Annotated in this window: 15 protein-coding genes; 6 read left to right on the top strand and 9 right to left on the bottom strand. The window is 33.9% G+C overall.

The features are described 5' to 3' along the window. Positions 1 to 73: 73 nt before the first annotated feature. The 3 genes from lepB to AACZ41_RS13205 are packed head-to-tail and all read left to right on the top strand — an operon-like array spanning position 74 to position 2,748. Entirely contained in the window at positions 74 to 1,774 is a 1,701-nt protein-coding gene (lepB, locus tag AACZ41_RS13215; RefSeq protein ID WP_339628985.1) for a signal peptidase I, read from the top strand. A gap of 31 nt (positions 1,775 to 1,805) precedes the next feature. Continuing rightward, the gene (locus AACZ41_RS13210) at positions 1,806 to 2,435 is read left to right on the top strand and encodes a WbqC family protein (protein ID WP_339628984.1); all 630 of its coding nucleotides are present in this window, start codon (positions 1,806 to 1,808) and stop codon (positions 2,433 to 2,435) included. After that, positions 2,428 to 2,748, top strand: a complete 321-nt coding sequence (locus AACZ41_RS13205) for a DUF6122 family protein (protein WP_339628983.1) — start codon at positions 2,428 to 2,430, stop codon at positions 2,746 to 2,748. The genes AACZ41_RS13210 and AACZ41_RS13205 overlap by 8 nt, the downstream gene beginning before the upstream one ends. Here AACZ41_RS13205 and AACZ41_RS13200 read toward each other — a convergent pair. The 7 genes from AACZ41_RS13200 to AACZ41_RS13170 all read right to left on the bottom strand — a co-directional run bounded on the left by AACZ41_RS13200 (position 2,732) and on the right by AACZ41_RS13170 (position 8,906). Beyond that, a complete protein-coding gene (locus AACZ41_RS13200; RefSeq protein WP_339628982.1) occupies positions 2,732 to 3,496 on the bottom strand; it encodes an endonuclease/exonuclease/phosphatase family protein in 765 nt (254 codons plus the stop codon). The two genes, AACZ41_RS13205 and AACZ41_RS13200, sit on opposite strands and share 17 nt — an antisense overlap. A gap of 266 nt (positions 3,497 to 3,762) precedes the next feature. Next, positions 3,763 to 4,641: a rhomboid family intramembrane serine protease gene (locus AACZ41_RS13195; RefSeq protein ID WP_339628981.1), complete on the bottom strand. Its 879-nt coding sequence runs from the start codon at positions 4,639 to 4,641 to the stop codon at positions 3,763 to 3,765. A gap of 3 nt (positions 4,642 to 4,644) precedes the next feature. Continuing rightward, positions 4,645 to 5,388, bottom strand: a complete 744-nt coding sequence (locus AACZ41_RS13190) for a rhomboid family intramembrane serine protease (protein WP_339628980.1) — start codon at positions 5,386 to 5,388, stop codon at positions 4,645 to 4,647. After that, on the bottom strand, positions 5,389 to 7,233 hold the full coding sequence (mutL, locus tag AACZ41_RS13185) for a DNA mismatch repair endonuclease MutL (protein ID WP_339628979.1): 1,845 nt from the start codon (positions 7,231 to 7,233) through the stop codon (positions 5,389 to 5,391). Next, entirely contained in the window at positions 7,233 to 7,568 is a 336-nt protein-coding gene (locus AACZ41_RS13180) for a riboflavin synthase subunit beta (protein ID WP_339628978.1), read from the bottom strand. The genes mutL and AACZ41_RS13180 overlap by 1 nt, the downstream gene beginning before the upstream one ends. 88 nt (positions 7,569 to 7,656) lie before the next feature. Then, positions 7,657 to 8,139 carry a 6,7-dimethyl-8-ribityllumazine synthase gene (gene ribH, locus AACZ41_RS13175; RefSeq protein WP_339628977.1) on the bottom strand — a complete coding sequence of 161 codons (483 nt, stop codon included), beginning with the start codon at positions 8,137 to 8,139 and terminating at the stop codon, positions 7,657 to 7,659. Next, positions 8,139 to 8,906, bottom strand: coding sequence for a tetratricopeptide repeat protein (locus AACZ41_RS13170; RefSeq protein WP_339628976.1), 768 nt, complete (start codon positions 8,904 to 8,906; stop codon positions 8,139 to 8,141). Before AACZ41_RS13170 ends, ribH begins: the two co-directional genes overlap by 1 nt. A gap of 123 nt (positions 8,907 to 9,029) precedes the next feature. Here AACZ41_RS13170 and AACZ41_RS13165 point away from each other — a divergent pair, with 123 nt between their 5' ends. From AACZ41_RS13165 to AACZ41_RS13155, 3 genes are read left to right on the top strand one after another with little or no spacing between them, the layout of a single operon-like run. Continuing rightward, the gene (locus tag AACZ41_RS13165; protein ID WP_339628975.1) at positions 9,030 to 10,112 is read left to right on the top strand and encodes a DNA replication/repair protein RecF; all 1,083 of its coding nucleotides are present in this window, start codon (positions 9,030 to 9,032) and stop codon (positions 10,110 to 10,112) included. Beyond that, positions 10,112 to 10,528 carry a hypothetical protein gene (locus AACZ41_RS13160; protein WP_339628974.1) on the top strand — a complete coding sequence of 139 codons (417 nt, stop codon included), beginning with the start codon at positions 10,112 to 10,114 and terminating at the stop codon, positions 10,526 to 10,528. The genes AACZ41_RS13165 and AACZ41_RS13160 overlap by 1 nt, the downstream gene beginning before the upstream one ends. After that, positions 10,528 to 10,824 (top strand): DUF721 domain-containing protein, encoded by a 297-nt coding sequence (locus AACZ41_RS13155; protein WP_339628973.1) that lies wholly within the window; start codon positions 10,528 to 10,530, stop codon positions 10,822 to 10,824. The genes AACZ41_RS13160 and AACZ41_RS13155 overlap by 1 nt, the downstream gene beginning before the upstream one ends. 69 nt (positions 10,825 to 10,893) lie before the next feature. On the opposite strand, the gene AACZ41_RS13150 is transcribed toward AACZ41_RS13155, so the two are convergent. Together AACZ41_RS13150 and AACZ41_RS13145 are read right to left on the bottom strand one after the other, a co-directional pair. Continuing rightward, entirely contained in the window at positions 10,894 to 11,313 is a 420-nt protein-coding gene (locus AACZ41_RS13150) for a nucleoside-diphosphate kinase (protein WP_339628971.1), read from the bottom strand. Between the two features lie 45 nt (positions 11,314 to 11,358). After that, complete coding sequence (locus AACZ41_RS13145; RefSeq protein ID WP_339628969.1) at positions 11,359 to 12,387, bottom strand: alkaline phosphatase D family protein; 1,029 nt, start codon at positions 12,385 to 12,387, stop codon at positions 11,359 to 11,361. Positions 12,388 to 12,430 lie beyond the last annotated feature (43 nt).

The following is a 12,430-nucleotide window of genomic DNA, read 5'->3' as shown; positions in this document are numbered from 1 at the left end:
AAAGACTGATGGATTATTGATGTATAAAATAGCATCGAAAAAAATCATACTATTTCTATAAAAAACAAAGCTCATGAACGCCACCCAATGGATTATTTTCATTTTACTTGTACAGGTGATACACTTTTTAGGTACTTGGAAATTATATGTAAAAGCTGGTAGAAAAGCTTGGGAAGCAGCTATACCTGTTTACAATGCTATTGTATTAATGCAAATTATAAATAGACCTAAATGGTGGGTAATTCTTTTATTCATCCCGATTATCAACTTATTGATGTTTCCTGTAATTTGGGTTGAAACGATAAGAAGTTTTGGTCGTAATAGCACCTTAGAAACGTGGCTTGTTGTCTTTACCCTTGGCTTTTATATATATTATGTCAATTATTCGTTAGATGTCACTTACATACAAGATAGAAGTCTGCAACCAAAAACTGCCATGGGCGAATGGGTAAGTTCTATATTATTTGCAATTGTAGCAGCTACTTTGGTACATACATATTTCATTCAACCGTATGTAATTCCTACGGGATCTTTAGAACGTACATTAAGAGTAGGTGATTTTCTTTTCGTAAGTAAATTTCACTATGGCGCAAGAACACCAATGACTACGATTGCAGCACCAATGGTTCATGATACACTTCCTGTTTTAGGAGTCCCTTCTTATTTAAAAAAGCCACAACTACCCTATTTCAGGCTTCCTGGTTTTACCAAAGTCCACAGAAATGACATTGTAGTTTTTAGCTGGCCTGCCGATACGGTTCGTGTATTCTTTAAAAAAGAAAAAGGAGTGGATAAGCCTATTGACAAAAAATCGAATTATGTTAAGCGTTGTGTGGGTGTACCAGGCGATTCGTTAGAAGTTCGAAATGGTTATGTATTTATTAATGGGAAGCAATTAGAATTACCAGGCAGTGCCAAACCACAGTTTGACTACAAAGTATATAGTTCTAAAGGTGTATCCTCAAGAACTCTTGATGCCTTAGGCATTACAGACTTTACCAGAAAATATTTATCTAGTCCCTTAAATCAAGAGCAGGTTAACGGAATACGAAGTTATCTTCTAGGTTATAATCAAGCTGAAAATGGTCAAATAGAACTGTACACAAAAGGTTCTGGCATACCTGCCAATGTCATATCGAAATATAGATTATCTCTAAAAGAAATTACCGACCGTGAACGCACAGTACCTTTAACCGCTGATATGGTTAAAACACTTAAAGCTGACCCTAGAATAGATTCAGTAATCCAAAATGTAGCTGAAAAAGGACGAAGAGGAGTGAATTTATTTCCTCAAAGTCCTGATTACCCATGGAATTACAGTCAAATGGGTCCTATTTATATTCCACAAAAAGGAGCTACCGTAGATTTGAACCTTAAAGTTTTACCACTTTACAAAAAGATTATTAGCGAATACGAAAAAAATGAAATTTCTGTTTCAGGAAATCAAATCCTCATTAACGGAAAACCTGCTACTTCATATACTTTTCAGCAAGATTATTATTGGATGATGGGTGATAACAGAGATCATTCTGAAGATAGTAGAGCTTGGGGGTATGTACCTGAAAATCATATTGTAGGTACCCCCATTTTCATTTGGATGAGTTTCGATAATTTCACTGAAGGTATTAGCAATTGGAGACCTAGATGGGACCGTATCTTTACCACAGTAAATGGGGAAGGTGAGCCACAATCTTACTTCAAGTATTTCTTGATTTTATTGGTTGCTTATTTCGTTGGAAACTGGTTTTGGAAACGAAACAAGGCGAAGAAATAAATTTAGCCACTTAAACTATAAATCTTAACAGATGAAATTAATTCATCCATCTTATTTTCCGAACATTCTTACGTTCAGTTATATTATGCACCATGATATCTGTTGGGAAGTAGAGGACAATTACCAAAAACAGACATTTAGAAACCGGACATACATTTGTAATGACCGAGGTAAACATATTCTAAGTATCCCTATTATACATGTAGGTAAAGCCAACGGAAGACAAAAATATAAAGATGTAACTATAGACAATTCGTACCCATGGCAAAGACAACATTGGCGTACTTTAGAAACGGCCTATAGAACATCACCCTTCTTTGAGTTTTATGAAGATGATATTAAACCATTGTACACAGAACCCTTTGAAAGCCTACTAGGCTTTAACTTAAAGACAATTGATACTGTTTTCGAGTGTCTTCAGTTAGAAATGCCACAGACCAAAACAGAAAAGTTTGAAGAAAAACCTGTTGATAACAAAGACTATAGATCTTTGATTAGCGCCAAACTAAAACCTAAATTAGACTTTGAACCTTATGTTCAAGTATTTGGTGACCGCAATGGTTTTATACCTAATTTAAGCATCTTAGACTTACTTTTTAATGTTGGCCCAAATACGGTAGATTACTTAAAGCACGAATTCATTATACCAACTAATGGTTAGGTTTATAGCCCATTATGGCATTCATTTTATCGTTCCGATTTTTATAGCCTTTTACTTTTATAAAGAAAATCGATTTTGGGTATCCATAATATTATTGTTAGGTATCGTTATAGACTTGGATCATGTATTGGCCAACCCTATGTTCGAACCAAATCGCTGTAGCATTAATTTTCACCCGCTTCATAGCTATTGGGCAATAGCAGTATTTATACTTCTCTTTATATTAAAAAAAACAAGAGTAATCGGCTTAGCTTTATTACTACATATACTAGCAGATACCGTAGATTGTCTATTTATTAGGTCGGAATTTTAATAGTCGCCATGATTGGTTCATGGTCAGAAAGATTAATATCATAATTTTTATGAGATAGTACTTCAAAAGATGGGTCTACTAAAATATAATCGATTCGAAATGGAAATTTCCAGAAGTTGATTGTCTTACCATAACCCCTACCCTTTTCTAAAAAACTATCCTTTAAATCACCCTTTATTGTAAAATATGAGTTTGAAAATTGAGTATTATTAAAGTCCCCACAAACAATAGATTTATAAGGACTATTATTCATATGGTTTCTTACAATACAAGACTGTTCTTGCTGCTTGGCAAAAGAATCTCTTAATCTCCCATACAATTTATCTGAACGCTCTTTTTTAATACTGTTAGGTCTAATATTTAAAGATTCTAAATGAAGGTTATAAATACGAACTGTATCCTTCTTGTATCTTATATCTACAAAAATTGCGCTGTTGGATGATTCAGGAAATTCTAAAAGTCCCTTTTCTAAAAGTTTAAACTTAGAATAAACCGCTTGAATGACCCTTCCATTATCAGGTCCGAATTCGAAATCAACATACTTAAACGGGTATTCTTCAAAATAATGAGATCTAATTTTCTTGTAATCGAACTCTTGAAAACAAACAATATCAGGACGTTCATTTTGAATAAACTTAACTATGGTATCACCCGCTGTACTTTTCCATTCATCCTCTTTACCTCTAAAACCCAAACTATTAAAACTCATAATTGTAATTGAGTCGTCATTACTTATAGATTTATTCATTGAGTTAAAACCAATAAACGTACCTAACGTCAAATAACCATAAACCAAAATTGATAGGGAGACAAGGAAATAAAATTTCTTACGTAATAACCAATATACAAGGAATAAAATATTTACAAAAACCAATAAAGGAACTGCTAAACTAACAAATGCCAAACTAGCCGATGAAGTATATGGAATAATACATGCCAACAATAAACAAAAAGAGAAAATCATGTTCAATAGCAACATGATTTTTGAGAAAAACGATTGTTTTTTCATCTTGTTCAGCTCTCTTTACCGGCTTTAAATAAAAAGTCTTTTTCTACTTTAGACAGGCTTTCATACCCAGACTTACTTATCTTATCAAGTATGGAGTCAATCTTTCTTTGATGGGTCTTTTTATCATAATCTGCCGCAGAAGAGGTACTGCTACTCGTCTTTTTGTTTTTATAAACAGTTTTCATCGGAGCTTTCTTTTCCGAACCTTTAAATATATTTGCAATGCTATCCATAAATTTAGAGAAGCCCGAGCCTATATCATTTCCTTTAAGCAATTGACTTGCATATAAATAACCCAAGAAAGCACCTCCTAGGTGTGCCAAATGCCCTCCAGAATTACTTATCGGCAATTGAACTAAATCTAATAAAACAACGACCGCTCCGACCATCCAAAGTTTTACATTGAAAAAAATAATTCTTACCTCTTGATTCGGCAGATAGGTACATACAAAAATCAGAACTGCACTTGCTCCGGCAGAAGCTCCAATAAGGAATGCATTAGTATTAAAAAAAGCCGGAAAGATGTTGTAGCCTAAAACAAAAAACAATCCACCTAATATGACACCGAGTATATAAACGTTCAAAAATCGTTTCGTATCAAATAGATTAAGAAAGATTTTTCCAACAAAATATATCATCAGCATATTCCAAAATAGATGCCCAATTCCACCATGAAAAAAAGAATAAGTCACAATCGACCATGGCTGAAATGCAATATCAACGATATCATTTGGCAGCTCGAACCACTGTACAATACTGTTTTTAGGTATACCCAATAAAAAAGGCACCAAAGCATTAACGATAAAAACTAAAACGTTTATAGCAATTAACTTCTCCGCAATATTTAACCTGCTAAACTGATATTTTAAATTGGGTTGAGCCATATCTTAGTTCCACCTATTTTTGTTAAATTGATTTTTTTTCCAATACCACATCATTAAGAATCCGAAAAGCGCTCCTCCAACATGGGCAAAGTGGGCAATTCCTTGTCCGAATAAACTATACCCTGTTACACCAGAGAATAAATCTAATGCAATAAGAACAGGAATAAAGAACTTTGCTTTTATAGGTATTGGCAGAAATATAAGAAAAAGTTCGCTGTTAGGATATGACATACCAAATGCTACCAGTATACCATAAATTGCACCAGAAGCACCCACCACTGGTGTATTGAATGCTCCTAGAAAATTATCGATAGTTGATCTGCCAGCAATGGAATACCATTCCGTATTGTATTGTCCGTTATTAATAATCTCTAAAACGCTACTTTCTGTCAACCCCGAGTCTATTAAAGCGCTCATTCCTTCATTATAATAATAATAATTGACACCAATATGTATTAAAGCCGCACCTAAACCTGCAGATATATAAAAAAACAAAAATTTATTTCTACCCCACATTTGTTCTAATGGTGTACCAAAAGCCCACAGCGCATACATATTAAACAAAATATGCATAAACCCACCATGCATAAACATATGGGTAATAATTTGCCACAGCTGAAAATGCTCATTCTTAGGAAAATATAACGAAAACAACTCATAAATTTGTGCGCCAAACATTTGCGCAGCAACAAAAAACAGAATGTTAATTATAAGTAAGTGCTTGATTGTTTCTGTAATTCTTCCCATTTAAATAAATTTTCGTTCAATATCATTCTCAGTGATTGTCATATATACTTTTTTATTAAACGGGCTCAAGGTTGTTTCCTTACAGGCAAATAAATCATTTACCAATTTCACTTGAGAAAACTCATCTAACGTTTCACCTGTTTTTACCGATAAAGTTTTTGCCAGTGTTTTTGCCAACATATCGCTTTGCGAAAAACTATCGCCTGGCACCTCTTGTTGAAAATCAGAAATTAATTGCTCCATAATCATTTGTACTTCACTCTCTGCTACTAAAACAGGTACTCCCTTAATTTCTACACCATCAACAGCAACTTCACCGAACACAAAGCCAACGGTACATAAATTCTCTTTTATTTCATTAAGAATACCAATCTCACTTGGTGAAAATGACAAAGTAAGTGGAAATAATAATTGCTGGCTAACCGCTTCCTTAATAGTAATATTTTTCAAGAATTTCTCGTAAAGAACTCGTTGATGTGCCCTGCTCTGATTAATAACGACCATGCCAGATTTTATAGTCGTTATAATATATTTTTTACGCAATTGAAAAGTAGTAGTCGTATGGTCTACAACTTCTTTACCTTCATCAAAAATACTACTATTTACAACTTCAGACTCAAATTCTAAATTACTATTTCCATCTAAAGACACTTCCATGTCAGAGTATAAGTTTTCCCATCCTTCAACCTTAGGCTTAGAATAGTTACCAGTAGAATTACCTTTCGATGTTTTAACCGCTTCAAATGGATTAAACGAAGAATCTACTACAACTTGGGGTATACCAACTTCCTTATTCTTATATGAATAAGGAGTATCTAAATTCTGGTCTTGTTCAAAATCTATAGCAGGCGTAACATTAAATTGACCTAAACTATGCTTCACCGTAGACTTGAGCATTGCATATAAAGTATGCTCATCATCAAATTTAACTTCTGTTTTGGTTGGATGTATATTGATATCTATTGTACCTGGATCAACCTCTAAGTTTAGAAAGTAACCAGGGTGGGTACCAGGGCGAATTAATCCTTCAAAAGCCCCTAAAATAGCATGATGTAAATACGGACTTTTTATAAACCTATTGTTAGCAAAGAAAAATTGTTCACCCCTACTCTTCTTGGCAAACTCAGGCTTTTGTATGTAACCTGAAATTTTGACAACTTGAGTTTCTTCATCAACAGGAACCAATTTTTCATCAGTTTTTCTTCCAAAAATTTGAACAATACGCTTTCTAAAATTATTGGCCGGCAATTGAAAAACATCACTGCCATTATTATAAAAATTAAATGCTACTTGCGGATGCGCTAATGAAATTCTATGAAACTCGTCGGTAATGTGCCTAAATTCAACTTGGTCAGATTTTAAGAAATTTCTTCGGGCCGGAATATTAAAAAATAAATTTTTGACCAGCATTGAAGTCCCTTTAGGCGCAACAACTACTTCTTGGGCAACAACTTTACTACCCTCCATTTTTATTCTAGTACCAATCTCATCTTCTACAGTTCTAGTAAGCATTTCAACATGCGCAATTGCAGCGATCGATGCCAAAGCCTCGCCTCTAAAACCTTTAGTATGTAAATTGAATAAGTCTTCTGCCTTTTGAATTTTAGATGTTGCATGCCGTTCAAAACTCAACCTAGCATCGGTACCACTCATACCTTTACCATTGTCCACGATTTGAATCAATGTTTTACCACCATCCTTTACAATTAGCTGTATTTCGGTTGCACCGGCATCTATAGCATTTTCCAATAATTCTTTTACCACAGAAGATGGGCGCTGAACAACTTCACCTGCAGCAATTTGATTTGCGACATGATCAGGTAATAATCTAATAATATCGGCCATTATGAAGAATAGAATATTGAGAGGTCAAAATCAATTATATAAAGGAAAATAAGCAGTAAAATAGCTAAAATAACTATCATCCTAATCTTCAGGTTACGATCTCCTTTTCTTTTAGCATCTTCTAAAGCACGATTGATTTTTCTTTTTAAACCTCGAGACGTATCTAAAGTGCTACGAAATTGGTCAAATTTGGGTTCCATTTTAAAAGGATTGCCTTTACCCTTGCCATCATAATATCTAGGACTATAATCGAATTTCCTATTTTTTCGTAACCGTGTTATTTTACTCAACATCCCCATATCACCAAAGTTACTTAAAATAGAAAAACAGGGCATATAAGGAATGCCAAAATTTGTTAACAGCTGTAGTATACCTATACTGAAGTTAGGTTCTACAAAGAATTAAAAAGAAAATTGGTATTTACTATTTACCAAGAACGGCCATTTTAATTGCAGCAATTGCAGCCTCAGTGCCTTTGTTACCATGTTTACCTCCACTACGGTCAATCGATTGTTGAATATTATTATCTGTAAGTACACAGAATATAACAGGAACATTCATGGTAACATTTAAATCTTTTATGCCTTGTGCCGTGGCCTCACATACAAAATCAAAGTGCTTAGTCTCGCCTTTAATTACGCTACCGATAGCAATAACTGCATCGACTTTCTGTGTCTCGATCATTTTCTTTGAACCATAAGTTAGTTCAAAACTACCCGGCACATTCCATCTTAAAATATCAGTTTTCACTGCACCACAATCTATTAAAGTTTCTAATGCTCCAGAAAATAACCCTTCAGTAATTTCAGCATTCCACTCAGAAACAACAATCCCAAACCGAAGTCCGTTCGCGTTTGGGATTGTTGCTTTATCATAAACTGATAAATTTTTATTTATTGTTGCCATTATTCACCACTTTTAGCCATTCCTATAAAAGCGTTTATAGAATTTGCATTTTCTGATTTTGGAAACTCATTTTTAATTCTTTCAAAAAAGCCTAAAGCTTTACTTTTATCTCCCATTTCCAAAGCAGTTACACCTGCTTTGTATAAAAATTTTGGAGTAGTAAATTCATTTTTGCTATGAGCAATTGCAGCTTCATAATAACCTAAGGCATCAGAAGGCTGGCCTAATTGCATAAATGCATCACCTAAACCACCTTTGGCCAAAGCGCCTAAAATAGCATCTTCTGAACTAAAATCTTCTAAATACGTTATTGCTTCTTGATATTTGTTCATATTCAAATAAGACATACCGGCACCGTAATTAGCTAAATTTGCCGCCTGGGTACCACTATATTCTTCAATGATATCTAAAAAGCCATATTTACCATCAGCACCTTCTAATGCCAATGTAAACAAAGAATCTTTAGCAGTTGTACTCGCCAAAGCTTGGTCAAAATATTGTTGTGGATAGTACATTTCATTAGCCGCACTTGTCTCTTTAGGTTTTACAACAAATTGGTTGTAAGCCAAATAACCTAAACCACATATCGCTATTACCACAATAGTACTTAATATATAGTTCTGATTTTTAGAAACCCACTCTTCTGATCTCGAAGCTCCTTCATCTAAAGAACTAAAAACCTCAGCGGTTGTACTTTCTTGTTCTTCAAATTCTTGCTTTTCAGCTTTGGTTTCAGGTTTATATCCTCTTTTCTTATATGTAGCCATCTCTAAATTTATTGGTCGCGCAAAAATAAAGGTTTTATTGAAATCCTATAGTGTATTTATTCGTTATTTTTGGATATTTTTAGGTAGTTTCCATCCTTCCAAATCCAAAATTTAAAAAATTTAATGCTGCTGAGACAATTAACATTGATCAATTACAAAAATTTTGAGTCTAAAGAACTTGTATTCGATTCTAAGATAAATTGTTTTGTCGGTGATAATGGCATTGGCAAAACCAATATTCTCGATGCTATTTACCATCTTTCTTTTGGAAAAAGCTACTTTAATCCTATTTCTTCTCAAAATATTCGTCATGGATCCGACTTCTTTGTAATCGACGGAACCTTCGAAAAAGATGACCGAGAAGAAAAAATTGTGTGCAGTTTAAAAAGAAACAATAAAAAAATAATTAAAAGAAACGGCAAAGCCTATGAGCGTTTTGCAGACCATATAGGTTTACTACCGTTAGTAATTATTTCCCCTGCAGATCGTGATCTAATAATTGAGGGTAGTGATACTCGCCGCAAATTTATTGATGGTGTCATTTCTCAATCTGACAAAAAGTATTTACAGCAACTTATCAATTACAATAAGGTAATATCACAAAGAAATGCACTTTTAAAATATTTTGCCGCTAATCGCACCTTTAACAAAGATACTTTAGCAGTTTACAATGAACAATTACATACTTACGGCACTGAAATATTCAATAAAAGAACTTCTTTTTTAGAAGCATTTATTCCGATTTTTCAGGAGCAATATAAAGCTATTACCGGTGATACTGAAAAAGTATCACTTAGCTACGATAGTAAATTACTACATGACGACCTACTGACTTTACTAAACAAAAACCTAGATAAGGATCGCGCATTACAATACACCAGTGTTGGCATTCATAAAGACGATCTTAATTTCGAGATAAGTGAATTTCCTATTAAAAAATTCGGTAGTCAAGGTCAACAAAAATCATTTCTGATAGCCCTTAAATTCGCGCAGTTCCATTTTATGAAATCGCAAAGTGGCACAACTCCAATTTTAATTTTAGATGATATTTTCGATAAATTAGATGAACATCGTGTATCACATATTATCACTTTGGTCAATGACGAGAACTTTGGTCAGATTTTCTTAAGTGATACCCATGCAGAACGGACAGAAAGTGTGGTAAAAAAAATTCATCAGTCATATAAAATATTCAAACTTAAATAATGAAACAACTTCTTCTATTTTGTACTTTATCATTTATCTCATGTGGCTCAAAAGTTGACCAAGAGCAATTACATCTTTTAAATGGTTACTGGGAAATAAAAGAGGTTATCTTTAAGGATGGTACCAAAAAAGAGTATTCGGTAAATACCACAGTCGATTACATCAGTTTAGATTCTTTAAGGGGTTTTAGAAAAAAAATGAGTCCTAAATTCAATGGCACATTCGAAACTTCGAACGATGCCGAGCCGATACTTATTATAGTCGCCAATGATTCTGTCTTTATGCATTACACCACCGAACTTAATACTTGGGAAGAAGTTTTAATCTCTCTTACAGAAAAAAGTTTCTCGGTAAAAAACGACCAAGACATCACCTATACATATGAACGATTTGAACCTATAAATATAAACCCATAATGGCAAGGCGAGACAATGAAAATACATCTATGAAAGACGCTCTTTCTGCATTTATTCAAAAGAATAAATTAGAAAAGGGAATGGATAAAGTAGATGCACGAGAGGCATGGGTAAGACTTATGGGTAATGGGGTAAATAATTACACGACCGAAATTGAATTACGTTTCGACACCCTTTATGTTTCTCTATCCTCATCGGTATTAAGAGAAGAATTAAGCTTAGGGAAATCGAAAATAATACGCATGATCAATGAAGAAATAGGTAAAGAACTGGTAAAAAAAATAGTACTACGCTAAATGATGGTTGAAGGAAAATAAATAAGCCAGTCCTTTCGAACTGGCTTATTAAAAATTATTTTTTCTAATCTAGTAAATTTCTCTTCCAGCAAAATGGAAAGAACCTTCATGGGCAGCATTCTCATCACTATCTGAACCATGTACTGCATTTTCACCAATACTAGTAGCGAACATTTTACGAATAGTACCTTCTGCTGCATCTGCAGGATTAGTAGCACCTATCAATGCTCTAAAATCTTCAACAGCATTTTCTTTTTCTAAAATAGCGGAAACTATTGGTCCTCTTGTCATAAACTCAACCAACTCACCAAAGAAAGGACGCTCTCTATGTACACCATAGAATTCTTGCGCATCTCTTAAGCTAAGTTGTGTATATTTCATAGCCACTATTTTAAACCCGGCAGCTGTAATTTTTTCTAATATTGCCCCAATATGCCCATTCTCAACGGCATCTGGCTTAATCATAGTAAAGGTTCTATTCGTACTCATATCTTAATTTTTGCGCAAAAATACGTTTTTCCACAAAACTCACAACTATTCATAGCGTTGTTCTAATTTCTGCAAGACAACACCGTTGTCGCCAATTATCTTAAAATCAACCTTCTTAGAACTAAAATCGAACTCTAAAGTTCCGAAACTTTCTATAAAAACAACATTCCCAACTCTATACGGATTAGGCTCTCCTGTATATCCTTTATACGCATGCGTGAGTCCACTACTCGTAAAATCGATTAATGGATAATTGTTGTCATCTATTTGTGTTTGAGAAAATTCAGAGATATGACGATCTCCAGATAATATAATAACTCCCTTAGCCTTAGAACTAGAAATTAATTTTTCTAAACGATCTACCTCATGAGGGAAATTACCCCATGCCTCAAAACCATGCTCATTAGATAGAACTTGAACACTGCTTACAATAACATTAAAATCTGCATTAGATTGGTTCAATTGCTTTTCTAACCAAGCCCACTGAATTTCTCCAAGTACAGTGCCCACGCCATATTCATTGGGCTTTACTCTTTTATCTGTTTCAGTATCCAATGTTATAGCAGTTCTAAAATATCTGGTATCTAAAACTATTATATTAATACTGCCCTTCTCTAAATCATATTTCTTTGAACTATAGACTCCCTCTTGTTTTCTTAATGGACTATCCATTGGAACATTCATGAAATTCAAAAACTCTTGTTGACTTTCCGCTTTAGCCTGAAATTCTACACCACCGTCATTAAGTCCATAATCATGATCATCCCAAGTACCGATGATTTCTATGTTTTCAATAAGCTTTTTATACCCTTTATTCTTCTTTTGCTCAGTATACATTGTTCTCAACGCTTCCATATCGTCGGTATCTGCATAAATGTTATCCCCGCCCCAAACCCAAACATCAGGATTTGTATTTAAAATATCATCCCATAACAAATTTGGTAAATCCGTTCTATTGCAAGAACCAAAAGCGAGAACAAAATCAGTCTTGTCTACCTTGTCAACTGTCACCTTTTTATTTGTAGAACAAGAAAGTAATAGAATCGTAAAAATAGAAATTAAAGAAATTTTCATGATAGTAAGTTATGAATAAGTAAAATTAAGTTATTCGCTTTAA

This window comes from uncultured Maribacter sp. (genome assembly GCF_963974015.1).
Taxonomy (GTDB): Bacteria; Bacteroidota; Bacteroidia; order Flavobacteriales; family Flavobacteriaceae; genus Maribacter.
This window is presented reverse-complemented; position numbering and strand designations above follow the sequence as displayed.